The sequence below is a fragment of the Janthinobacterium sp. KBS0711 genome (assembly GCF_000988085.1).
GTDB classification, from domain to species: Bacteria; Pseudomonadota; Gammaproteobacteria; order Burkholderiales; family Burkholderiaceae_D; genus Janthinobacterium; species Janthinobacterium lividum_E.
Map to the genome: position 1 here is coordinate 1 of NZ_LBCO01000033.1, position 23,848 is coordinate 23,848.

The window sequence follows — 23,848 nt, forward strand, 5'->3', positions numbered from 1 at the left end:
ACCGACGATCTCCGCCGGTCCTGGCCTGTGGTCGCGTCCTGAACTGCGCGCTTTCGTGACCTACGGCAAATGGAACGATGCGGCTACCGCCTCGGTCAATGCGTCGAACAACGGCGGCCCGATCTATAACAACAATACCAGCGGCACGTCCTACGGTTTCCAGGTAGAAACCTGGTTCTAAGTTTGCAGGCGTTGTAAGTCAAGTTCAACCTGGCGCATCCTTCGCGGATGCGTTTTTGGCGCCGTCCCGTGATATAAATGCAATGTAGTCATGTCATGGATCACGGCGCCGTCTTTACACCAAGATGATGCCCGTTTGCAAGCGGGTCTGAGCACAAGAGCGCCGGTACAGGCGCAGATTTCACCTTTTTCGGCCCCCGTATGCCGAAGCCCCCTAAAAGCTTGATCAAAAAAGGAATGTGGAGATGAAACTGAAATTCAAGATTACCCAACTGGCCGCATTGACCACCCTGGCATTCGCTGGCAGCGCCTTTGCGACCGACGTGGAAGTGTTGCACTACTGGACCTCCGGCGGCGAAGCGAAGTCCGTGGGCCAGTTGCAGCAAATCGTGAAAGAAAGCGGCTTCGGCTGGAAAGACTTCGCCGTGGCCGGTGGCGCTGGCGAAAACGCCGCGACCGCGCTGAAAACCCGCGTCATTTCCGGCAACCCGCCGACGGCCGCCCAGATCAAGGGCCCATCGATCCAGGAGTGGGGCGCTGAAGGCGTACTGGCCAATATCGATGATGCCGCCATTCCAGGCAAATGGGATGCCGTGCTGCCGAAAGTCGTCGCCGACATCATGAAGTACAAGGGCCACTACGTTGCCGCTCCCGTCAACGTCCACCGCGTCAACTGGATGTGGGTCAATCCGGAAGTGCTGAAAAAAGCCGGCGTGGCCACCACCCCGACCACCTGGGATGCGTTCTTCGACGCGGCCGAGAAAATCAAGAAATCGGGCGGCATCGCGATCGCCCACGGCGGCCAGCCTTGGCAGGACGCCACCGTGTTTGAATCCGTCGCGCTGGGCGTGGGCGGCACGGAGTTCTACAAGAAAGCCATCCTCAAGCTGGACCAGAAGGAATTGACCGGCCCGACCATGCTCAAGGTGTTCGACACCCTGGGCAAGGTCAAGACCTACATCGACAAGGATGCGGCAGGCCGCGACTGGAACCTGGCCACCGCCATGGTCATCAACAACAAGGCCGGCTTCCAGTTCATGGGCGACTGGGCCAAGGGCGAGTTCACGGCTGCAGGCAAGGTGCCGGGCAAGGACTACCTGTGCGTGGCCGCTCCTGGCACGGACAAGGCTTACACATTCAACATCGATTCGTTTGCCATGTTCACGCAAAAGGATGCGAATGCGAAGAAAGGGCAGATCGCCCTGGCCAACGCCATCATGAATCCGAAGTTCCAGTCGATCTTCAACTTGAACAAGGGTTCCATCCCTGTGCGTTCCGGCGTATCGAAGGACAAGTTTGACGCTTGCGCCCTGAAATCGATGGAAGACATGGACGCCACCAACAAGACCGGCGGCCTGGTGCCGTCGTTCGCCCACGGCATGGCGCTGCCATCGGCCACGCAAGGCGCCGTGACCGACGTCATTGCCAAGTTCATGAACACCAACATGAGCTCGAAAGATGCGGTTGCAGCCCTGGCCAAAGCGGCAAAAGTGAAGTAATCACGACGGCGCCGGCACGCTAGCCGGCGCCCGCTGCATTGCATGCATCGCAGGCGTCCGCCCTGGCTTCGACCAGGCCGGCGCCACACGCAGTTCTCTCTACGGCTCTCCTATGTCCATACGCAAGCAATTCGACCGATGGATACCGCAGATGGTGTTGGGCCCCACGCTCATCGCCAGCCTGGTATTCGTCTATGGTTTTATCTTTTTGACCGGTTGGCTGTCGCTGACCGAATCGCGGCTGATGCCGAACTACGAGTTCGCCGGCCTGGTGCAATACGTCGAGCTGTTCGACAACGAGCGCTGGTGGACCTCGCTCAAGAACCTCGGCATCTTCGGTGTCCTGTTCATCGGTTGCAGCATCGCCATCGGCCTGTTCCTGGCCATCCTGCTGGACCAGAAAATCCGCGCCGAAGGCGCGTTGCGCGCCATCTACCTGTATCCGATGGCGCTGTCCTTCATCGTCACCGGCACGGCCTGGAAATGGATGCTCAATCCCAGCCTGGGCCTGGAAAAGGTCATGCACGACTGGGGCTGGACCTCGTTTACCTTCGACTGGCTGGTGAACTCCGACATGGCCATCTACACGGTGGTGATCGCCGGCGTATGGCAGTCGTCCGGCTTTGTCATGGCCCTGTTCCTGGCCGGCCTGCGCGGCATCGATGACGAGATCATCAAGGCGGCGCAAGTCGACGGCGCATCCTTGCCGACGATCTACTGGCGCATCGTGATTCCCGCCATGCGTCCCGTGTTCTTCAGCGTGCTGCTGATCCTTGCGCATATCGCCATCAAGAGCTTCGACCTGGTCATCGCACTGACGGCTGGCGGACCTGGCAACTCCTCGTCCGTGCCGGCCATCTTCATGTACCAGTTTTCCTTCACCCGCGGCCAGCTGGGCCTGGGCTCGGCATCGGCAATGATGATGCTGGCCACCATCGTGGCCGTGCTCGTGCCGCTGATGTACCTGGAAACGCGCAGCGCAAAGGCGATGAGATGACACCTACACGAAATAATCGCCTCACCCTCGGACGGGTCGTGGTATACCTGCTGCTGATTCTGTTTGCGGTGTACTACATCGTGCCCCTGTACGTGACCCTGTCGACGTCGTTCAAGTCGCTCGACGAGATCCGCAGCGGTAACCTGCTGGCCTTGCCGCACGTGTGGCAGTTCGATTCCTGGTCCAAGGCCTGGTCTTCGGCGTGCACGGGCGTTACCTGTGACGGCATGCAGCCGTTCTTCTGGAACTCGATCAAGATGGTGATTCCCGCCGTGCTGATCTCGACCTTCCTGGGCGCCTTCAACGGCTATGTGTTCGCGCACTGGCGCTTCCGCGGTTCGGAAATCCTGTTTGCCGCCTTGCTGGTGGGCTGCTTCATTCCCTTCCAGGTGGTGATCCTGCCGATGGCGCGCCTGCTGGGCGAATTCGGCCTGGCCAATACCACCACGGGCCTCGTCTTCGTGCACGTGGTGTATGGCACGGCCTTCACGACCCTGTTCTTCCGTAACTACTATATCGGTGTGCCGGAAGAACTGATCAAGGCGGCGCGCATCGACGGCGCCGGCTTCTTCCTGATCTTCCGCAAGATCGTGCTGCCGATTTCGGGTCCGATTTTCGTCGTCTGCATCATCTGGCAATTCACGCAGATCTGGAACGACTTCCTGTTCGGCATCGTGTTCGCCAGCGGCGATTCGCAGCCGATCACGGTGGGCTTGAACAACCTGGTCAACACGTCCACGGGCGTGAAGGAATACAACGTCAACATGGCCGCCGCGGTGATTGCCGCGCTGCCGACCCTGCTGGTCTATCTGGTCGCAGGCCGTTATTTTGTGCGCGGTCTGACCGCAGGCGCAGTCAAAGGTTAAGGAAAGAATATGTCCAGTTTATCGATACGCAGCATCCGCAAGGTTTACACGAATGGCGTCGAAGTCCTCAAGGGCATCGACATCGAGATCAAGGACGGCCAGTTCCTGATCCTCGTCGGCGGCTCCGGCTCCGGCAAGTCGACCTTGCTCAACATGGTGGCCGGCCTGGAAAGCGTCACGTCCGGCGAAATCCTCATCGACGGCAAGGTCGTCAACGACCTGCCGCCGAAGGATCGCGACATCGCCATGGTGTTCCAGTCCTACGCGCTGTACCCGTCGATGACGGTGCGCGAAAACATCGCGTTCGGCCTGAATGTGAAAAAAGTGCCGAAGGCGGAGCAGGAGGAAATCGTCGCCCGCGTCGCCGAAACCCTGCAGATCACGCATTTGCTGGACCGCCGTCCGGCGCAGCTGTCGGGCGGCCAGCGCCAGCGCGTGGCCATGGGCCGCGCCATTTCGCGCAAGCCGTCGCTGTTCCTGTTCGACGAACCGCTGTCGAACCTGGACGCCAAGCTGCGCGTGGAAATGCGCGCCGAGATCAAGCTGCTGCACCAGCGCCTGAAGGCCACCATCGTCTACGTCACGCATGACCAGATCGAGGCGATGACGATGGGCGACCTGATCGCCGTCATGAAGGACGGGGTGGTGCAGCAATTGGGCACGCCGCAGGAAATCTACGACAATCCGGCCAACCTGTTCGTGGCCGGCTTCATCGGCTCGCCGTCGATGAACTTCATCACCGTCAAGCCTGTCATCGAAGGCAACGAGGTGTTTGTCGCCATCGAGAACGCGGGCAAGAGCTTGCGCCTGGCCTTGCCGTTCGCGGCCGACAAGCTGCGCAGCTATGCGGGCCGCGACGTGATCCTGGGCGTGCGCCCGGAGCAGATCACGGACATGAGCAGCGCGCACGGCGACGTGGGCCAGGAACTCGGCTGCCTGATCGACCTGGTCGAGCCGACCGGCCCCGACACCTTGCTGACGACGCGTTTGAACGGCGCGGCCGTGACGTGCCGCACGCACCCGCGCGAAGCCGTGCTGCCGGGGCAGACCATGCAGCTGTCGTTCAACCTGTCGAAAGCGGCCATGTTCGATCCGGCCAACGGCGAGCGCATCGCCTAAGCTGCACCTGCAACAGAAAACGGCCCGCTTGTCGCATGACAGGCGGGCCGTTGTCGTTTACGCCGCCGCGCTTATTGCGCCAACGATTTCTTGTACGCGATGGCGTGGCGCAGCTTGCCCTTGTCGTCGATCAGCTCATCGAATTCTTCCCGGTTGACTTCCCGCAGGGCGCCCAGTTCGCGCGCGCTCTTTCCGCCGCTGACGATATCGTCTGGCCGCAGCGCCACCATCGCCTGCGCGGCCAGCAGGATCGCATTCGCATACGCGGTGGCATCGCGCAGGTCGACGCGCGCCAGGTCCAGAGAGGGAACTCCGCGCAACCAGTCGGCCCAGTAAAACTCGAGAAATTCCGTGGCGTGCTCCGGCGGCTCGTAGCCGATCCCGCGCGTAAAGTAGACGAGCGAGCGGTACGGGTCGTCGTCCAGGGAATCCAGGCCGATGGCGGACGGTAGCTGTTGTGGCGTGATGGCCTGGTTGCGGCCATTTTTCAGCCACACCTTGTTTTCCGCGCGCATGCGCGTCCAGAATGCCGCTTCGCCCAGTGCGCTGAAATTGTCGCTGACCTTGACCCAGACCTGCAATTGATGATTGCGCCCGCCGTCGGCATCGCGGAAGGTGGAAAACGTGTGGTGGCCATCGGTCAGATACACGATGCCGCGCGGGCCGATGACGACGGTCTTCATGTCGCCCGGACGGCTGCCCACAGCCGCCTTGCAGCGGTAGCCGGCCGGTGGTGCGCTGAGCGTGGTGCCGGGCACATTGGCCGTGTTGGGCAAGACGTCGCCCTGGCCATTGGCTTCGCACAGGTCGGCGAATTTCTTTGGCTTGGCGATGTCGGCGATGTGTTTTTCTTCGGCCGCATAGCGTCCCAGCTTGTAATACACCTGGTCGTAGCCGATGGCCGGCTGGGTCGGATGCAATTCATCGAGGCGCACCTGCAGGATGCGCGGATGGGCGGCGCTGCCCACGACGGTGGCCATCAGCGCCTGCTGGCGCGCGCTCAGGACCTGTGCCGGCGCGACGACGGCGTCGCGGGCCGCCGCCATGCTGGCGAAAGCGAGGGCCAGTGCGGCGGCGGCCCGGGGAAATGCGGCGTGCATGCGACCTCCGAAGTGAGCGGTATGGCGTGCAGCATAGCGCGGCACGCGATTTCGCGCAGTCCGACAGGCGCATGCACTGCGCCATATCAAGACAGCTTCTTAAAACCACGTCTCCACTTGCAGGCCGAACGAGGTGCCGCTGGTGGCGTTGCCGTACACGGGGCCCGATTCATTGGCCTTGTTGACGGCGGCCGTGGCGGCATCGTTCCATTTGCCGTAGGTGACGAAGGCGCGCAGCTCGGGGCGCGACCAGTAACCCTTGCCCGCCGTCAGGGTAGGGGCGAAGGTCAGCTTGGTCAGGCGCTGCGCGGCGCCGCCCGTGGGCGAGGTCACGCGGTCCGTGCCCAGCTCGAACTGCAGCTTGAAGTTGTCGTTGACGGCATACACGGGGCGCACGCCCAGGGAGGTCCAGGTCGAGCTGCCGCCCGTGGCGTCGGACTTGTCTCGCTGCACGATGGCGATCATTTCCGCGCTCCATTCCGGCGTCGGCTGTATCCACAGTGAATTGAAGATGCGCAAGCGCGTGACGTCGCTGCCGTTGCGGATCGAGCCCGTCGTGCCCATGCGGTCGCAGCACTGGCCGCCGGCGCCCGTGCCCGGCCCGACGCCGTACTGGATGCCGAAGGTGTTGGCGCCGCCCCATACTTTATCCTGCTTGTGCAGCACGGTGGCTTGCCAGCCGCTGTGCGAGGTGCTGTCCTTCTTGTCGGGCGTGATCAGGGTGGTCAGCACTTCCAGCGTGCCATCCTGGTTGATGGGGATGCCCTGGTAGACGAGGTTTTGCCGGATGGCCGAGTTGCCGGGCTTGTCGTTATCCTTGAAGAAGCCATAGCTGATGCGGCCCGGTCCCAGCTTGTACTGATCGATGCCGCCGCCCGTGCCGTTCATATTGATGTATTGCAAGTCCAACATGTGGATGTCGGGACGCATGTAGTAGCGCTTGCCGATCCAGGCCGTGCCGCCGTTGAGGATTTCGATGTTTTTCGCTTCCACGTACATCTTCGACATGCTCAGGTCCGAATCGCTGACGGCGGAACTGGGCGTATAGGCGGCCACCATGATATGGCCGACGAAGCTGACGCCATTGGGCGACTTGGCCATTTCCTTCTGGTATTCGAACTCGCCATAGGTGTCGCACTCGTTGCCGAGCCGGTAGCGCATGGTGTTGCCGCCCAGGCCGTAGCAGCTTTGCGGGCCGCGGCTGTCCGTGCTCGAGCCGAGGCCGGCGCGGAAGTAGCCGTGGTATTCGCCTTCGGCATCGCTGGCGTGGGCGGCGCCGCAGGCCAGCAGCATGGCGCAAGCCAGGGCCAGCGAGGTCTTGTTCGGGTGTTGCATGGAGTCTCCTTGTCGTTATCAAAATGCGTGCTTGGGCACGTCGTACCGGATCGCTGCCGATCCAATCGGGGGGCTGCCTGGGCGGGAAGCTCAGGCGGCCAATATCTGTTTCGATGAAATCAGGTTGCCGGGCTGGCGCCGCGTGCGCGCCACGCCTTGCGCATCGAACAAATGAAAGGCGCTGCTGGCGGCCGAGACCGTGAATGGCTGTCCCAGCGGCACGCGGTTGTTGCCGTCGCCGCGTATCACCAGTTCCTGGCCGTTGTCCAGCGCCAGGTAAATGAAGTTGGCTTCGCCCAGGTGTTCCACCAGGCTGACGACGCCCTGGAAGCGGGCGCTGCCGTCGCCGTTTTCCAGGATGTGCTCTGCCCGCAGGCCCACCGTGACGGCGTCGCCCGGCAGCAGGCCGGCCGGATCGACGAGGGCCGTGATTTCCTGGCCGCTGGCCAGCGCCACGCGCACGCCATCGTCCTGCGCGGCGATGACCTTGCCTTCGAAGAAATTCATCATCGGCGCGCCGATGAAGCCGGCCACGAAGCGGTTGGCCGGCTGCTGGTACAGTTCCAAAGGCGTGCCCGCCTGCTGGATATGGCCGCCATGCATGACGACGATCTTGTCGCCCAGGGTCATCGCCTCGACCTGGTCGTGCGTCACATACACGATGGTGGCGTTCAACTGGCGGTGCAGCTTGGCAATTTCCAGCCGCGTCTGCACGCGCAGGGCCGCGTCGAGGTTCGACAGGGGCTCGTCGAACAGGAACAGCTGCGGTTCGCGCACGATGGCGCGGCCGATGGCCACCCTCTGGCGCTGGCCGCCCGACAGTTCGCGCGGCAGGCGTTCCAGCAAGTGGTCGATCTTCAGGATGGCGGCCGCGTGGCGCACGCGCCGGGCGATGGCGTCCTTGCTGGCGCCGGCGATCTTCAGGCCGAACGCCATGTTGCGATACACGCTCATGTGCGGATACAGCGCATAGCTCTGGAAGACCATGGCGATGCCCCGTTCGGCCGGCGGCAAGTCGTTGACGACCTTGCCGCCGATGGACAAGGTGCCTTGCGAAATGCTTTCCAGGCCGCACAACATGCGCAGCAAGGTCGATTTGCCGCAGCCGGAAGGGCCCACCAGCACGACGAATTCGCCGTCGCGGATGTCGAGGTCGATGCCGGCCAGCACATTGTGGCGGCCGTCGTAGGATTTGGTCAGTTGTTGCAGGCTTACATGGGCCATGGCGCACCTATTATTTGACCGCGCCGGACGTCAGGCCGCGGATCAGTTGACGAGAGAAAATGACGTACATCACGAGCACGGGAATGACGGCCAGCGACAGCGCCGCCAGCACGGAGTTCCAGTCCGTCACGTATTGCCCGATGAATTGCTGCACGCCCAGGGTGACGGTCTTGGTGCGGTCCGATGGCGCCAGGATCAGCGGGAACCACAGGTCGTTCCAGGCGGGAATCATGGTGAACACGGCGACCGTGGCGATGGCGGGGCGGATCAGGGGCAGGATCACCTGGAAGAAGATGGCGAATTCGCCCACGCCGTCGCAGCGCGCCGCATCCTTCAGTTCACGCGGCACCTGGCGCACGAATTCGGACAAAATCATCACGGCCAGCGGCAGGCCCTGCGCCGTGTATACGAGCACCAGCGCCGTCAAGGTGTTGATCAGGTCGAGCCGCACCACCAGTTCCAGGATGGAGACCGTGCCCAGGCGGATGGGGATCATGATGCCCAGCGCCAGGTACAGGGTCAGCAGGCGGTTGCCCGTAAACGTGTACTCGGACAAGGCCCAGGCCGCCATGGCGCCGAACAGCACGATCAGCAGCAGCGACAGCAGGGTGACGAACAGGCTGTTGCCGAAGTACAGCAGGAAGTCCGAATTGGCCAGCACCTTGTGAAAGCCCACGAGCGAAAAGGTCGAGGGCGTGGGCAAGGCCAGCGGATTGTCGAAGATGGCGGCCCGCGTCTTGACCGAGTTGATCAGGATCAAGACGATGGGGAACAGGGCGATGATGGTGTAGCCGGCCAGGATCGCATGCACGGCGGCGCGGCCCAGGGGGCGGGTGGAAACGTTGCGCATGGCGGCCCTTACAGTTCGTAGCGTGTCAGCTTGCGCTGCACGAAAAAGAAATACACGCCCACGCCCACGAGGATCACGAGGAACATCATGGTGGCCACGGCGGCGCCCATGGTGGGGCTGCCCAACTGGGCCTGGTAACCGAAGAAGGTGCGGTAAAAGAAGGTGCCGAGGATGTCGGTGGCGTAGTTCGGTCCCGCCAGCGCGCCTTTCACGGAATACACGAGGTCGAAGGCGTTGAAGTTGGCGACGAAGGTGAGGATGGTCACCAGCCCCAGGGTGGGCCAGATCAGCGGCAGCTTGATTTGCCAGAAGATGCGCATGGCGCTGGCCCCTTCCGCGTGGGCCGCCTCGATGATTTCCTCGGGCACGGCCAGCAGGGCCGCATAGATCAGCATCATGGGGATGCCGATGTATTGCCAAACAGAAATGAGGGCGATGGTCAGCAGGGCCGTCGATTCCTGGCCCAGCCAAGGCGCGAAGTAAGTGCCGATGCCTACGCCATCCATCAGCGACTGGCCCACGCCCCACAGCGGCGACAGGATCAGCTGCCAGATGAAGCCGATGATGACGACGGACAGCAGGGTCGGCAGGAAGATCAGGGTACGGTAGCTGCGCTCGCCCTTCAAACCCTTGAGGCTGAAGAGGGTGGCCAGCAGCAGGCCGATGGGATTTTGCAGCAGCATGTGGATGAGGAAGAACTTGCAGTTGTTCCACATCGCATTCCAGAAACTTTGCGACCATTGCGGGTCGAACAGAATGGTGGCGTAGTTGGCCAGGCCGGCAAAATGGTGCTGGCCGCTCTCATCGGTCGTGTACAGGCCCAGGCGCAGGGTATCGGCCAGGGGCAGGGCGCTGAACAGCGAGTAAATGACCAGCGCCGGGGCCAGGAACACGAGGACGTGCCATGGGAAAGCTTTTTTCACGGCGAAACTCCAGACGAAGAAAAGCACCGGCGGCGGGGCCGCCGGCAAAACCGTGCCACCGGCTGCCGCATCGCACTGCTCAGGCCGGTTGCGCGGGGAGGGTAGGGGGATTTATTGCTGTTGCGGCTTGTACCACTTGGCAAAGCCGGACTGGATCTGGCGCGCCGCGTCTTTCGGCGCCAGCTTGCCGTTTAAGACCTGGGCATTGACGTTCCACAGCTCGTTTTCCATGCTCGGCTCGCCACGGTTGAGGATTTGCGCATTCAGGCGGATGGTCGAGGCGCAACTGGCGCGCCAGCCGTTCATTTGCTTGGCCAGCGGGTCCTTGATGGAGATCAAATGATTCGACAGCGAAAAGAAGCCCGTCACCTTGTTGGTGTAGATGTCGGCGAATTCCTGCGAACCGAGCCAGGCGAGGAATTTGTAGGCGTCTTCCTTGTTCTTTGACTTCTTGTTGACGCTCATGCCGATGTCCGTGTGGTCCGAGATATAGCACTTGTCACCGGCCTTGCGCACGGGCGGGTTGAAGGCGCCCAGTTCCAGTTCCGGGTCTTGCTTGAAGTAGGCGATGTCCCAGGAGCCGGACGGGTAGATGGCGGCCTTGCCCAGCGCGAACTGGTTCTGGCTGTCGCCATAGGTTTGCGCGCTGGCACCCTTGGACAGGTAGCTGCCCAGGCGGGCCTCATATTCCCAGGCGGCGACGAATTGCGGGTCGGTAAATTTGGCCTTGCCGGCGATCAGCGCCTTGCGGCCCTCTTCACCCTTCCAGTAATTGGCGCCGATGCTGGTAAATACCACCTGGTTCGCTTCCCATTGGTCGGCCGTGCCCAGGGCCAAGGGCGCATATTTGCCGCTCTTCTTGACCGTTTCCAGCACCTTGAAGAATTCCTCTTCCGTGGCGGGCGGCTGCAGTTTCAGTTCGCGGAAGATTTTTTTGTTGTACAGGAAGCCATGCATGACGGACGCGATCGGCATGCAGAAGGTGTCCTTGCCGTCGTCCGTCTGCCACGCCACCTTGGCCGAGGCGGGGAAGTTGTCCATGCCGGCCTTGCCGTCGAGCTTTTCCAGCTGGCCCCGCTTGTACAGGGCCAGCGAGACGTCGAACGGGCGGCAGGCCAGCAAGTCGCCGGCCGTGCCGCCGCTCAGGCGCGCGTTCAGGGTGGAATCATATTCCGTGGGGGCGGTGGGCGAGAACTTGATCTCGATGCCAGGATGTTTTTTCTGGAAGGCGGGAATGAGCACCGTTTCCCACAGGGTCTTGTCATCCACGCGCCAGCTTTCGATGGTGAGCGTGCCCGCCTGTGCCGTGCCGCTGGCTAGCAGCAGGGCCAGCAATGTGTTGCGCGCGGCCGCGCCGCCTTTTGCATGCAGTTGCATGTCGTCTCCTTGTTGGTGTTGGTCTTGTTTGGCTGCCTGTTACGCTGCAGTTGGCGGACAGTAGCATCGGGGGAAATGTGACGCCAGCACCCGGCATTGCGCCGGAAATTTTTCTTATCTCTTTGATTTAAAAGAATAATATTGAAATTCGCAGGCGCGCTTGCTTACCTTTCCTTACCGATGTCCGCTGCCGTGGCGCGCCACGCGGGGCGTCCGGCGCGTGGCGCCCCTTGTGCGCTGCGCAAGGTAGTGCAACAAAAGCTCACGTTTCTTTACAAATCAGGGGTCTAAATTACCAACCTGCTGTTTTGTAGTTGGGCTATAGTTTGTCGCGACAAGAAAAAGGGGACAGGATTGAAGACGCCGCCGCGCAGCACCGCCGACCGCCATGCCGGGGCCGCCCGCCGTCGCGGCGTGGCGGCGCTGGCGCTGCTGGCCCTCCTGTGTAGCAGCGTGCCGGCGCGGGCCGAAGCGCTGCAAGTACTGCATTGGTGGACCTCGATCGGCGAGCGCCGCGCCGCCGACGTGCTGGTGGCGCGCCTGGCGCAGGAAGGCGTCGAATGGCGCGACGCGGGCATCGCGGGCGGCGCGGGCGTCGGCGCGGGCAAGGTCTTGAAGAGCCGTGTGCTGGCCGGCAAATCGCCGGAAGTCATGCAGCTGATCGGCTATACCCTGGGCGAGTGGAGCGACCTGGGTTTGCTGCTGCAGCTCGACAGCGTCGCCGCCAGCAACAACTGGCGCGCCACCATGTATCCCACCGTATGGGGCTTGCTGCAAAACCGCGGCCATACGATGGGCGTTCCTGCCGGCATCCACCGCATCAATACCCTGTTTTACAACCGCAAGATCTTCCAGCGCCTGGGCCTGGCCGTGCCGCGCAGCTGGAGCGACTTCGAGCGCGTGGCCGGCAAGCTGCGCCAGGCCGGCATCACGCCGCTGGCGCAAAGCAGCGAAGCGTGGCAGGTGGCCACCCTGTTTGAAACGCTGGTGCTGGCCGAATCGGGACCCGCGTATTACCGCGCCCTGTTTGTCGAGAAGAAAGCCGAGGCGTATGCGGACCCGCGCCTGCGCCACGCCTTGCAGCGCTTGAGGTCCCTGAAGCAATGGATGGGCACGCCGTTGCGCGAACAGGGCTGGCCCGAAATGGCGCGCCAGGTGGGCGATGGCGAGGCGGCCATGTACATCATGGGCGACTGGGCGAAGGGCGAGCTGAACGCCTGGGGCCGCGCCACGGACGAAGTGTTCGGCTGTGTCGCCGCGCCCGACACGGGCGACTACCACCTGTACAGCATCGATACGCTGGCCATGTTCGCCTCCGATTACACGCACCAGGGCGCGCAGGAAAAGCTGGCGCAGGTGGTCGCTTCGCTGCCCGTGCAGCTCGAGTACAGCCAGGTGAAGGGTTCGATTCCCGCCTTGCGCCAGGCCGACCTGTCGCGCCTGGACAGCTGCGGGCGCGCCTCGGCGCAGGCATTCGCGCGCGGCGCCGCGTTCCAGGCACCCAGCCTCGTGCACCGCATGGCCACCGATGAAACCAGCAAGGACGCCATCATCGCCGAGGTGCACCGTTATTTCCTGGACGAGACGATCAGCGCGGTCGACGCCCAGCGCCGCATCGGCAGCATGTTGCAGGCGCTGAATAAAAAAGGACGAGACCATGTCACGCAAAATCCTGGTCGTTGACGACGATCAAAAGACCCGCATGCTGTTGAAGGCCTACCTGGAAAAGAACCAGTACGAGGTGGGCCTGGCGCACGATGGCGCCACCTTCCTGGCCGAATTCCACCGCCACGTCGACAGCCTGTCGCTGGTGATCCTCGACGTGATGCTGCCCGATACGGATGGCTTTGCCCTGTGCAAGGTGGTGCGCGCCCGCTCGAACGTGCCCATCATCATGTTGACGGCCAGCTCCGACGAGACGGACCGGGTGGTGGGGCTGGAACTGGGCGCCGACGACTACATCGCCAAGCCCTACAGCCCGCGCGAATTGCTGGCGCGCATCAAAGCCATCCACCGCCGCACGGGCATCGACGCCGCCGCGCCGCCCCGCTATTACCGCTTCGTCGGTTTCACCCTCGACACGCTCGAGCGCACGGTGACGGATGCCGATGGCGAAGCGCTGCAGCTGACAGGCCTCGATTTCCAGCTGCTGCGCTACTTTGTTGAGCATCCGGGCGATATCCTCGACCGCAGCGTGCTGTGCGAACAGACGCGGGGGCGCGACGCGGGGCCGCTCGACCGCTCGCTTGATGTGCAGGTGAGCCGGCTGCGGCTGCGCCTGAAGGACGATGGCAAGCAGCCCATGCTGATCAAGACGGTGCGCGGCGCCGGTTATGTGTTTTCGGCCGACGTGAGCAGTGGACATGCCTGAGCGGGGCGCGCGCCGGCTGCTCGAGCGCCTGTTGCCGCCATCGCTGCTGGGCCGCCTGTCCGTGGTGATGGTGGCCGGCGTGCTGGCCACGCAACTGGTGGGCAACCTGATCTGGGCCACGCAGCTGCGCCGCGATTCGGCCGTGGAGGCGCGCATGGCGTCGCAGCACCTGGCCCGCAGCGCCGCCAGCACCATCCGTTTCTTCCTCAGCTTGCCGGCCAATTACCGCCCCATCCTGATCCAGCAATTTCGCGAAATGGGCGGCACGCGTTTCTTTGTCAACGTCAACCAGGGGCCGCTGGCCATCCGCGAAATCGCCCCGCACGCGCTGGCCGATACGGTGGTGGCCACGGTGGGGGCGGCGCTGAAGAGCGACTTGCCGCAGCTGGCCGGGTACCGCGTGGGCTTCGCCTGGCCGAGCGACCTGGTGGTGGCCGACAGCGGCGCGCACATCGGCGACTTGCCGGAAAACTGGGTGCAGCACATCTTGCTGCTGAAACCGAATCCCGCGCCCGTCCTCGTCATCCAGGCCGAGCTGGAGCCGGGCAACTGGCTGTACCTGGCGGCACTGATGCCCAATCCGTATTTCTTGCAAAGCAGTAATCCGTGGACACTTGACCGGGTATTGCTGCAAGCGTTGTCGCTGGCGGCCGTGCTGCTGCTGTCCATCCTCGTCGTACGCTGGACCACACGGCCGCTGGCGGCCCTGTCGGACGCGGCCGAAGCGTTTGGCCGTGGCGAGACGCCGCCGCCCCTGCCGCAGACGGGCAGCCGCGAGTTCGTGCAGACGGCGCGCGCCTTCAGCGGCATGCGCGAACGCATCCAGCGCTACCTGGAAGACCGCGAACGGCTGTTCGTCTCGATTTCGCACGACTTGCGCACGCCCATCACCCGCCTGAAATTGCGCACGGAATTGCTCGACGACGATGTGCAGCGCAACGAATTCCATGATGACCTTGATGAGCTGGACATGATGGTTAAGGGGGCGCTGCAATGCGTGAAGGATAGCGATATCCATGAAAACGCCACCGAGGTGCGCCTGGACCCTTTGCTGCAGCGCATGGTACGCGGGACCCAGCTGGCCGGCCATGAAGTGCATTACGTGGAAACGGACCTGAGCGTGAAGGCCAAGCCCCTGGCCCTGAAGCGCGCCATCGGCAACTTGCTCGACAATGCCCTGTTTTACGGCAAGACGGCCCATTTGTCGGCGTGCCGCGAGGGCGCCAACGTGGTCATCCGCATACGCGATGACGGCCCCGGCGTGGCCGAAGAGGCGTTCGCCAGCCTGTTCCAGCCCTATGTGCGCCTGGAACATGGCCGTGAACAAAACGCGCATGGCATGGGATTGGGGCTTGGTATCGCGCGCAGCATCATCCAGGCCCACGGTGGCGAGCTGACCCTGGCGAACCACCGTGACGGCGGCCTGGAAGCGACCATCCGCCTGCCGGCCCAGTGAGCGACGTCAGCTTTGCCCGGCCAGCAGTGCGCTGGGCACGCGCGGCGAAGACATCAGGTCGCGGAAGGCGGCCCAGTGCTCGGCCCGCGTCGCGCCCTGGCGCTCGACATAGGCTTTCGCCATGTCCTGTCCCAAGTTGTAATTGATGACGTAGGCGCCCATGGCGTCGTAGAACTGCAGGCGCTGCGCGGATTTCTCGGCCGGGTACAGGCGCACGTTGACCAGCCATTCCAGCGCTTCTTCGCGGTTCAGGCTGCCTTCGAGGTACTGGCGCGCGATGTCGTTGTCGGCATAGCCGAGTTTGGCCAGCAGCGCGTTGAGTTGCGCATAGCGGGGTGCCAGCGCCGGATCGAGGCCGGCCAGCGGGTACAGCACCTGCTGTTCGAAAGCCAGCCGTTCTTCATCCGTAAAACTCAGTTCGATGCCGTAATTGGCCGTGCCTTCGGCGATCAGGGATTGCGGCGAATACAGCGGATAGATGCAGTACTCCATCCAGCCCTTGCCTCGCACCAGGTCGCGCTCGAGCAGCACGTTGTAGACGTGGTGGCCCGGATACGCTTCGTGGCAGCCGAGATCGACGGCGCGATCGATGTACACGGGCAAGTCCGTATTGATCTGGATCACGCTCTGGTAGTTGCCCTTGTACCAGTTGTAGCCGCTCCACGGCTTGTCGGTGACAAATTCCAATATGAAATCTTCGCCTTCGGGCAGGACGATGTACTGCAAGGTACGCTCGCGGCCCGCGCGGATGGCCGCATCCATGACGGCGTACAGCTTGTCGGCGGGAATGATGAGTTGCGCGCGCAAGGCGTTGACCCTGTCGCTGACCGTGCCGTCGCCAGGCAGCAGGGCGTCGATTTGCGCCACCAGTGCTGCGTAGTACGCGCGGCTGTGATGGGGCGAGACGGCGTCGTACAGGCGTGCGCTTTCCGTATCGAAATCAAAGCGCGATCCCTGCAGCATCTCCGCGCGCGCCAGCACGGCTTGCAATTGCTTGCGCAGGTTGACGGCGCGCAGGCAGGGCGCGTCGGCCAGCAGGGCCAGCGCCTCGTCCGTTTCGGTCTTGATGCCGCTCAAACTCAGTTGCTGTTCTAGCGCTTCCTGTTGCCATGCGGGCGGGCCGTAATAGGCGTCCACATACGAGGCATCGTGCTGGCCCATGGCCAGGACCAGTCTGACGTAGCGTTCGGCCACGTCGGCGAGAGTAGGAGAGTTGCTGTCGTTGTTCGTCATGGCGGCCTGGTTTGTGCGGTTGGGCAGGCGCTTATTGTATAGCGCATCGGCATGCGGATACGGCGCGCACACACGACATCATTTCTCTATAACAATTAGAAAAACGCATCTTGATGTACATCAGTGACCTCTGCATTTGCGGCCTGCGCATGCGGGTTTGGTAGCAAGATGGCGTGGTCTTCTTTTTTATGCGTACACGTGATTTTCCCCTTGATCTTTCTTCGTTTATGGACGAATATGATGTACGAGATCCGGCACTACCTGACATCATCGGGCAGGGATTTATATACGGAATGGCTGAAACGCCAGCGCGATAATACGGCCAGGGTGGCCATCGTGCGACGTGTGCTGCGCATGATGCCCGGTAATTTTGGCGATCATAAATTTTGCCACGACGGCGTGTGGGAATTGCGCATCGATGTGGGGCCTGGCTACCGTATCTACTATGCCATTGCCGGCGAGCAGATCATTTTATTATTGTGCGGTGGAGACAAGCGCACGCAGTCGAAAGATATCGAATACGCCTGTGCCTGCTGGCACGACTGGAAGGAGAGAGGACATGAACGAGGACATCCGCAAACCACCGAGAGACCGCTCGCATGACGAAGCGATGGCCGAACTGTACCGCGATGATCCCGCCTTCGCCCTTGAACTGATCAACAATATCCTCGTCGATGGCGACCACGGCGAACTGCTGAGCGTGCTGCGCCAGCTGACGCGCGCCTTTGGCGGCGTGCCCGCCGTGGCGCAGGCGGCCAAACTCAATCCTACCCAGCTGTACCGCACCTTGTCGCCCGATGGCAATCCCTCCCTGAGCACCTTGACGGCCATCCTCGATGCCATGGGCTTGCGGCTGGCCGTGGAACCCAGGCAGCCCGAACGTCCATTTCCCGCACCGGCCGCCTGAGTCCCTGCTTTGGGATTAAAACTCCACGGGCCGTGCCTCGCGCATCGCTTGCGTCATGGCCAGGCCGATGCGCGTCGCTTCTGTTGCGTCGTGCAAGGTCAATGACAAGGTGCGCCGGCCCAGTGCCGCATCCGTGAATTCCTGCGCCTCGATCAAAAAGGCGTCGGCGAAGCGGGCATAGAAGTCGGGCGTGCACTCATTGCGTACGCCATGCGCATCTGAAATTTCCACCCGGTTCAGGCGCGGATTGCTGCCCACGGCCAGGCGGCCGCCCGTGCCGAACACTTCCGTCAGGGTTTCATGGCCATGCGCCATGGTGCGCGAGGCCATGAAGCTGGCCATGCTGCCATCGGAAAATTCGACCGTCGCCAGGCCGTTGTCGACGTCGCCGAACGCCTGCAAGCCCTTATGGATGGCGTTGGTGCCGCTCGCATACACGCGTTTGGGCACGGGATTGCCCAGCAGCCAGCGCGCCAGGTCGATATCGTGCACGCTGCAATCGAGGAAGATGCCGCCGCTGGTGGGGGCGAAGCGCATGAAGGCGCCGCTGGGGTCGTTCTGGTCGCAGGTTTGCGAACGCACCAGATACGGCTTGCCGATGCGTCCCTGGGCGATCTTTTGCTGGGCGTCATGGTAGCTGGCGTCGAAACGGCGCACGAAGCCGATCATGATGGTCAGTTGCGGGTGGCGCGTCGCTTCCGCTTCCACCTTCAGGCAGTCGGCCAGGTCGAGGGACAGCGGCTTTTCGCAAAACACGTGCTTGCCGGCGCGCAGGGCGGCGATGATCTGGTCCGCATGCAGCGAGGTGGGCGTGACGAGGAAGACGGCATCCAGGCCCGGGTGGGCCAGCAGGGCGTCGTAATCGGCATAGCCGGTAGTGATGCCCAGCGTGCTGGCGGCCCAGTCCAGTTCGGCTGGAACGGGGCTGCAGGCGGCCACGACTTCGGCATTCGGCACGCGCTGCGCCAGGTTGATGGCATGGCGCTGGCCCAGCCGGCCCAGGCCGACGATGCCGACTTTTAATGTTGGGGATGACATGGTGTCTCCAGATTTTTATTGTTGTTTATAAAGTTACGACGCCAGGGTCACGACACGCCCCTCGCGCCACGACAGGGTGGCTGCTTCGGCCAGTTCCAGTGCCTTCAAGCCATCATGGACGGTCGTGCGCAGCGGCGTGCCGTGGGTGAGGGCGTCAAAAAAGTGCGCCATTTCCTGCGCGTAGGCCACGCGGTAACGTTCCAGGAAAAAATCTTCCGGCTTGTCCACGCTGACGTTCACCGGGCCATAGGCCGTCACTTCCGTCGGTTTGTGGTTGCCCGCCTGCAGCATGCCGGCGTTGCCCAGCACCTCAAAACGCTGGTCGTAGCCGTAGGCGGCGCGGCGCGAGGCATTGATCTGGCACAAGCGTCCCTTGGCCGTGCGGATGGTGACGACGGCCGTGTCCAGGTCGCCGGCCTCGCCGATGGCGGGGTCGACGAGGCAGCTGCCCGTCGCGTGCACGCTGACGGCTTCATCGTCGAGTATCCAGCGGAAGATGTCGAAATCGTGGATCAGCATATCCTTGAAGATGCCGCCCGATACCTTGATGTAGCTGACTGGTGGCGGGCCAGGATCGCGACTGGTGACGATCAGCACTTCCGGCGTGCCGATTTCGCCCGCTGCGATACGTGTCTTGACGGCATTGAAGGTGGGGTCGTAGCGGCGCTGGAAGCCCAGCATGCACAGCACCTTGGCTTCCTTGACGGCGGCCGCGCAGGCGCGCGCCCGGTCGATGGTCAAATCGACGGGTTTTTCGCAAAAGATGGCCTTGCCGGCGGCGGCCGAGCGCAGGATCAGATCCGCGTGCGTGTCCGTGCTGGACGCAATGACGACGGCCTTGATGGCCGGGTCGGCCAATGCCGCCTCGACCGTGGCGCTGCTGCCGCCGTGCAGGCCTGCCAGCGCGGCGGCCGCTTCCTGGTTGACGTCGACCACGTACTTGAACTGCACGCCGGGTTGGGCGGCCAGGTTGGCCGCGTGGATTTTGCCGATGCGTCCGGCGCCGAACAACGCTACTTCAATCATCATGTTCTCCTGGGGTGTGGATTTCTTCGATGTCGAGCTCTAATTTGTATGCCAGCGCAATGAACAGCGCCTGGCACAGGCAGATGGTGCTGGTCAGCGAGCGGAAGGCGAAGGCGCTGCCCTCGGTGACGGTGAGCAGCGCGTCGGCAGCCCGCGCGAGCGGGGCCAGCTTGCTGTCGGTAATCACGAGGACCTTGGCGCCCTTGTCTTGCGCCGCCTTGATGCACTGCTGGGTTTCCTTGCCGTAAGGCGAGAAACTGATGGCGATCGCCACATCGCGTTCGCGCACGCTGCGCATCTGTTCGCGGTGCATGCCGCCCAGTCCGCTAATCAGGTGCACGCGCTTGTCCGTGTGTTCGAGCGCGTAGGCGATGTAGGAGGCGATCGGAAAGGACCGGCGCACGCCGATCACATAGATATTTTCCGCTTTCAGCAGCAGGTTGACGGCCGCTTCCAGCTGGGCGTCGTCGAGTCCGGCTGCCAGGTCGTCGAGACCGGCGCGGCTGGCGCCGACGAATTCGCGCGTCAGGTCGCCTGCGCTGAGCGCGGCGTCGCGCGTGGAAATGAGCTTGCGGATGCGCTGCTGGTAGTCCGGGGTGGCGCCGGCCTGGTCCGTATAAGCCTGGCGGAACACGTCTTGCATTTCGGAAAAGCCCGTGTAACCGAAGCGCTGCGCGAAACGCACGATGGCGGACGGCTGCACGTCGCAGGCAGCGGCGATGTCGCTGATGCGCTCAAGCATCAGGCTGGCCCGGTGCTTTTCAATGTATTGGGCGATGACTTTCAGCTGGCGCGACAGGTTGTCGTACTCGGCGGCAATGTGCTGCATCAGCTGTTCGATGGGGGCGGTGGCTGCCATGATGTTTTCCTTGGTGTGCTTGCTGGGCCGCTGTCTCCGTGCGGCTGGTTCTGGCGAGAATTATAGGAGGGAATCTTGAAAATAGAAATGAATTTCTATTTAAATTTATTTTGAAAATTTTATTGCATTTGTCTTTTTTGTGGCCTAAGCTGTGCGCAGTGCATCGGTTCGTGTGCCGCAAGGCCAGGCCGGTGACACCCTTCATAAAAGCTCGCAACTATAAAAATTAATCCGTCTAGGAGACATTCATGCATAGCAATAAAAGCAAGGGTTTGATGAAGTGCCTGGCCATCGCCAGCCTGGGACTGAGCCTGGGTTTGAGCACGGGCGCCAGCCATGCTGCCGGCGAGAAATTCGTCATGGTCAGCCACGCGCCGGACTCCGATTCCTGGTGGAACACCATCAAGAACGCCATCAAGCAAGCCGGTGAAGATTTCAACGTGTCCGTCGACTACCGCAATCCGCCGAATGGCGACCTGGCCGACATGGCGCGCCTGATCGAGCAGTCGGCCGCGCGCAATTACGATGGCTTGATCGCCGACATCGCCGACTTCAGCGTGCTGCAAAAACCGCTGGGTACGGTAGTGGCCAAGAAAATCATGCTCGTGACCATCAATTCGGGCACCATCGCGCAAAGCGAACAGTTGAAAGCCATCATGCACGTGGGCCAGCCCGAATATGACGCGGGCCTGGGCGCCGGCAAGCGTGCCAAGGAAGCGGGCATCAAGTCGTTCGTGTGCGTGAATCACTATGCGATGAATGCGTCGTCGTTCGAACGCTGCCGCGGTTTTGCCGACGCGCTCGGCGTCGACTTCAAATCGTCCACGCTCGACACCAATGGCGTCGACCCTGGCGTCATCGAAAGCAAGGTCAGCGCCTATCTGCGCAGCAATCCCAAGACCCAGGCCGTGCTGGCGCTGGGACCGGACTCGGCGCCGGCCGCCATGCGCGCCGTCGAGAAGCTGGGCCTGAAAGGCAAGATGTACTTCGCCAGCTTCGACTTGTCGGAAGAAATCGCCAAGGGCATCAAGGATGGCAGCATCCAGTTCGCCATCGACCAGCAGCCCTACCTGCAAGGCTACATTCCTGTCGCCGTGATGGCCATCATGAAACAGCAAAAGATCACTGACCTGGCCAAGGTCAAGGAAATCCTGATCGCCAATCCGAAATACCAGGCGCGCCTGGCGGAATACGGCCTGACCCCGATCTACGGTCCACGCCACATCAGCTCCGGCCCCGGTTTCGTGACCAAGGAAAACATTTCCAAGGTCGAAAAATACGCGGGCCAATACCGCTAATCCACACAGTCGCCACCGGGTTTGCCCAGCGCCGCACCGCTTCCCGCGGGCGGCGCATGGGAGGGACACGCCTGGCGCCAGCGATGCTGGTGATAAGTAATTGCATCAAGTAACACTGAAAGGACTTTGTATGACTGCGCTCAAATCCAGCCTGGCCAGCCCCGGCATGAATCCTCCTCCGCCTCCCGGCGCCTCCAGCAAGCCAGTTGCCGCCGCCGACGAGCGCGTGGGCACGACCAGCTGGGTCAAACGGTTTTTTGGCCGCCCCGAGTTCGCCTCGATTTCCGGCGCGGTGCTCGTGTTTGCCTTCTTCGTCATCACGGCCGGCGACTCCGGCATGTTCAACCTCGATGGCGTCGTCAACTGGATGCAAGTGGCGTCCTACCTGGGCATCATCGCCATCGGCGCCTGCCTGTTGATGATCGCCGGTGAATTCGACCTGTCGATCGGCTCCATGATCGGCTTTGCCGGCATGATGATCGCCATTCCGACGATTTATTTCCACTGGCCACTGTGGGCCGCCATTATTTTCGCCTTCGCCGGTTCCATGGCGCTGGGCTGGCTCAACGGCTACATCGTCATCAAGACGCGCTTGCCATCGTTCATCGTCACTCTGGCCTTCCTGTTCATCCTGCGCGGCCTGACCCTGGCCCTATCGATCATGTTCGCCAACCGCACCATCGTCAGCGGCGTGGGCGACCTGGCGGCGCAGGACTGGCTGGCCAGCCTGCTGTTCCACGGCAACGTGGCCACTGGCCTGTTCCAATGGATGGGCGCGCATGGCTGGATCGCCGTGCTCGACGACGGCTCGCCGCTGGTCAAGGGCATTCCGAAAGTCATCGCCTGGTGGCTGGTGCTGGCCGCCAGCGCCGCGTTTGTCTTGTCGCGTACCCGCTTCGGCAACTGGATGTTTGCCGTGGGCGGCGACGCCAACGCGGCCAAGAATGTGGGCGTGCCGGTGCGCAAGGTGAAAATTTCGCTGTTCGTCTTCACGGCCTTCTGCGCCTGCCTGTTTGCCACCTTGCAAGTATGCGACGTGGGTTCGGCTGCCGCCGACCGCGGCATGCAAAAGGAATTCGAAGCCATCATCGCGGCCGTCATCGGCGGCGCCTTGTTGACGGGCGGCTACGGTTCCGTCGTCGGCGCCTGCTTCGGCGCGCTGATCTTCGGCGTGGTGCAGATCGGCATCACTTATACCAACATCAATTCGGACTGGTTCCGCGTGTTTCTCGGCGTGATGCTGCTGATCGCGGTGCTGTTCAATAACTTTGTACGCTCACGCGTCACGGAAGCGAGATAAATCATGAGCGAGCATATTCTTGCCCTGGAAAATGTCAGCAAGCGTTTCGGCTCCGTGCTGGCCTTGCAAAACATCACCATGCGGTTGAAGGAAGGCGAAGTGCACTGTTTGCTGGGCGACAACGGCGCCGGCAAGTCGACCCTGATCAAGACCCTGGCGGGCGTGCACAAGCCCACCGATGGCCAATACCTGGTCGATGGCAAGCCCGTCGTCTTCAATTCGCCCAGCGAAGCGCTGGACATGGGCGTGGCCACCGTCTACCAGGATCTGGCGCTGGTGCCGCTGCTGTCCGTGGCGCGCAATTTTTTCATGGGCCGCGAGCCGATGAAAAAGCTGCTGGGCCTGGTACCCGTGATGGATATTGATTATGCGGCCGAGACGGCGCGCGCCAAGCTGGCCGAGATGGGCATCATGGTGCGCGACCCGCACCAGGCCATCGGCACCATGTCGGGCGGCGAGAAGCAATGCCTGGCCATCGCCCGCGCCATCCACTTCGGCGCCAGGGTGCTGATCCTCGACGAGCCGACGGCCGCCCTGGGCGTCAAGCAATCGTTCAATGTGTTGAAACTGATTTACAAGGCGCGCGAGCGGGGCATTTCCGTAATCTTTATTACGCATAATGTGCACCATGCGTATCCGGTGGGCGACTCGTTCACGTTGTTGAATCGGGGCAAGTCGCTGGGCACCTTCACCAAGGATACGGTGAGCAAGGATGCCTTGCTGGACATGATGGCAGGCGGCGCGGAAATGCAAACGCTGATGAGTGAACTCGACGGTGTCACGATTTAAGGATAGCCATGAATAATTCCACACAATTTGCCCAGGGCCGGGCGCTGGACGTGATCTGCCTGGGCCGCCTGGCCGTGGACCTGTACGCGCAGCAGATCGGC

The 23,848-nt window shown here is 62.4% G+C and carries 23 protein-coding genes; 13 read left to right on the top strand and 10 right to left on the bottom strand.

The genetic code is table 11. The features are described from left to right. The 5 genes from VM94_RS18665 to VM94_RS18685 all read left to right on the top strand — a co-directional run. Positions 1-181 (top strand): carbohydrate porin (locus VM94_RS18665; protein WP_046683324.1); only part of this gene is annotated, 181 nt, incomplete at its 5' end. Positions 182-425: 244 nt separating this feature from the next. Then, positions 426-1,679 (top strand): ABC transporter substrate-binding protein, encoded by a 1,254-nt coding sequence (locus VM94_RS18670; protein WP_035817882.1) that lies wholly within the window; start codon positions 426-428, stop codon positions 1,677-1,679. Between the two features lie 112 nt (positions 1,680-1,791). Continuing rightward, positions 1,792-2,676 carry a carbohydrate ABC transporter permease gene (locus VM94_RS18675; protein WP_010397323.1) on the top strand — a complete coding sequence of 295 codons (885 nt, stop codon included), beginning with the start codon at positions 1,792-1,794 and terminating at the stop codon, positions 2,674-2,676. After that, positions 2,673-3,542, top strand: a complete 870-nt coding sequence (locus VM94_RS18680) for a carbohydrate ABC transporter permease (protein WP_034777933.1) — start codon at positions 2,673-2,675, stop codon at positions 3,540-3,542. Before VM94_RS18675 ends, VM94_RS18680 begins: the two co-directional genes overlap by 4 nt. Positions 3,543-3,551: 9 nt before the next feature. Further along, entirely contained in the window at positions 3,552-4,661 is a 1,110-nt protein-coding gene (locus tag VM94_RS18685) for an ABC transporter ATP-binding protein (RefSeq protein WP_046684848.1), read from the top strand. Positions 4,662-4,732: 71 nt separating this feature from the next. Here the strand turns inward: VM94_RS18685 and VM94_RS18690 are convergent, their stop codons facing one another. From VM94_RS18690 to VM94_RS18715, 6 genes are all read right to left on the bottom strand, one after another. Then, positions 4,733-5,761 carry a ParB/Srx family N-terminal domain-containing protein gene (locus tag VM94_RS18690; RefSeq protein WP_052755829.1) on the bottom strand — a complete coding sequence of 343 codons (1,029 nt, stop codon included), beginning with the start codon at positions 5,759-5,761 and terminating at the stop codon, positions 4,733-4,735. 99 nt (positions 5,762-5,860) lie between these two features. Next, positions 5,861-7,096, bottom strand: a complete 1,236-nt coding sequence (locus VM94_RS18695) for a maltoporin (RefSeq protein WP_046684849.1) — start codon at positions 7,094-7,096, stop codon at positions 5,861-5,863. A 90-nt stretch (positions 7,097-7,186) separates the two neighbouring features. Further along, positions 7,187-8,320 (bottom strand): ABC transporter ATP-binding protein, encoded by a 1,134-nt coding sequence (locus tag VM94_RS18700; RefSeq protein ID WP_046684850.1) that lies wholly within the window; start codon positions 8,318-8,320, stop codon positions 7,187-7,189. 10 nt (positions 8,321-8,330) lie between these two features. Then, positions 8,331-9,170 (bottom strand): carbohydrate ABC transporter permease, encoded by an 840-nt coding sequence (locus VM94_RS18705; protein ID WP_046684851.1) that lies wholly within the window; start codon positions 9,168-9,170, stop codon positions 8,331-8,333. An 8-nt stretch (positions 9,171-9,178) separates the two neighbouring features. After that, positions 9,179-10,093: a carbohydrate ABC transporter permease gene (locus tag VM94_RS18710; RefSeq protein WP_046685503.1), complete on the bottom strand. Its 915-nt coding sequence runs from the start codon at positions 10,091-10,093 to the stop codon at positions 9,179-9,181. Positions 10,094-10,204: 111 nt separating this feature from the next. Then, positions 10,205-11,470, bottom strand: coding sequence for an ABC transporter substrate-binding protein (locus VM94_RS18715; RefSeq protein WP_046684852.1), 1,266 nt, complete (start codon positions 11,468-11,470; stop codon positions 10,205-10,207). A gap of 354 nt (positions 11,471-11,824) precedes the next feature. Between VM94_RS18715 and VM94_RS18720 the strand changes: the two genes are divergently transcribed. The 3 genes from VM94_RS18720 to VM94_RS18730 are packed head-to-tail and all read left to right on the top strand — an operon-like array spanning position 11,825 to position 15,297. Further along, positions 11,825-13,153 carry an ABC transporter substrate-binding protein gene (locus tag VM94_RS18720; protein ID WP_200899238.1) on the top strand — a complete coding sequence of 443 codons (1,329 nt, stop codon included), beginning with the start codon at positions 11,825-11,827 and terminating at the stop codon, positions 13,151-13,153. Then, positions 13,128-13,841 (top strand): response regulator, encoded by a 714-nt coding sequence (locus VM94_RS18725; protein WP_034757625.1) that lies wholly within the window; start codon positions 13,128-13,130, stop codon positions 13,839-13,841. Before VM94_RS18720 ends, VM94_RS18725 begins: the two co-directional genes overlap by 26 nt. Then, a complete protein-coding gene (locus VM94_RS18730; RefSeq protein ID WP_046684853.1) occupies positions 13,834-15,297 on the top strand; it encodes an ATP-binding protein in 1,464 nt (487 codons plus the stop codon). The genes VM94_RS18725 and VM94_RS18730 overlap by 8 nt, the downstream gene beginning before the upstream one ends. Before the next feature lie 6 nt (positions 15,298-15,303). Here the strand turns inward: VM94_RS18730 and VM94_RS18735 are convergent, their stop codons facing one another. Next, positions 15,304-16,530, bottom strand: a complete 1,227-nt coding sequence (locus VM94_RS18735) for a hypothetical protein (RefSeq protein WP_046685505.1) — start codon at positions 16,528-16,530, stop codon at positions 15,304-15,306. A gap of 237 nt (positions 16,531-16,767) precedes the next feature. Between VM94_RS18735 and VM94_RS18740 the strand changes: the two genes are divergently transcribed. Both VM94_RS18740 and VM94_RS18745 read left to right on the top strand, forming a co-directional pair. Continuing rightward, on the top strand, positions 16,768-17,133 hold the full coding sequence (locus VM94_RS18740) for a type II toxin-antitoxin system RelE/ParE family toxin (protein ID WP_442905228.1): 366 nt from the start codon (positions 16,768-16,770) through the stop codon (positions 17,131-17,133). After that, positions 17,090-17,437: a helix-turn-helix domain-containing transcriptional regulator gene (locus VM94_RS18745; protein ID WP_046684854.1), complete on the top strand. Its 348-nt coding sequence runs from the start codon at positions 17,090-17,092 to the stop codon at positions 17,435-17,437. Before VM94_RS18740 ends, VM94_RS18745 begins: the two co-directional genes overlap by 44 nt. Before the next feature lie 15 nt (positions 17,438-17,452). Here VM94_RS18745 and VM94_RS18750 read toward each other — a convergent pair whose 3' ends face one another. Genes VM94_RS18750 through VM94_RS18760 form a run of 3 tightly spaced genes read right to left on the bottom strand, consistent with a single transcriptional unit; the run spans position 17,453 to position 20,360 of the window. After that, positions 17,453-18,475, bottom strand: coding sequence for a Gfo/Idh/MocA family oxidoreductase (locus VM94_RS18750; RefSeq protein WP_046684855.1), 1,023 nt, complete (start codon positions 18,473-18,475; stop codon positions 17,453-17,455). Positions 18,476-18,508: 33 nt separating this feature from the next. Beyond that, positions 18,509-19,501: an inositol 2-dehydrogenase gene (gene iolG / locus VM94_RS18755; RefSeq protein WP_046684856.1), complete on the bottom strand. Its 993-nt coding sequence runs from the start codon at positions 19,499-19,501 to the stop codon at positions 18,509-18,511. After that, positions 19,494-20,360, bottom strand: coding sequence for a MurR/RpiR family transcriptional regulator (locus VM94_RS18760; protein WP_034757651.1), 867 nt, complete (start codon positions 20,358-20,360; stop codon positions 19,494-19,496). The genes iolG and VM94_RS18760 overlap by 8 nt, the downstream gene beginning before the upstream one ends. A gap of 248 nt (positions 20,361-20,608) precedes the next feature. On the opposite strand from VM94_RS18760, the gene VM94_RS18765 reads away from it, so the two are divergent. The 3 genes from VM94_RS18765 (at position 20,609) to VM94_RS18775 (ending at position 23,747) form a co-directional block, all read left to right on the top strand. Beyond that, complete coding sequence (locus VM94_RS18765; protein ID WP_034757655.1) at positions 20,609-21,658, top strand: sugar ABC transporter substrate-binding protein; 1,050 nt, start codon at positions 20,609-20,611, stop codon at positions 21,656-21,658. A 166-nt stretch (positions 21,659-21,824) separates the two neighbouring features. Further along, positions 21,825-22,958, top strand: coding sequence for an ABC transporter permease (locus VM94_RS18770; RefSeq protein WP_046685507.1), 1,134 nt, complete (start codon positions 21,825-21,827; stop codon positions 22,956-22,958). 3 nt (positions 22,959-22,961) lie between these two features. Then, positions 22,962-23,747: an ATP-binding cassette domain-containing protein gene (locus tag VM94_RS18775; RefSeq protein ID WP_046684857.1), complete on the top strand. Its 786-nt coding sequence runs from the start codon at positions 22,962-22,964 to the stop codon at positions 23,745-23,747. Positions 23,748-23,848 lie beyond the last annotated feature (101 nt).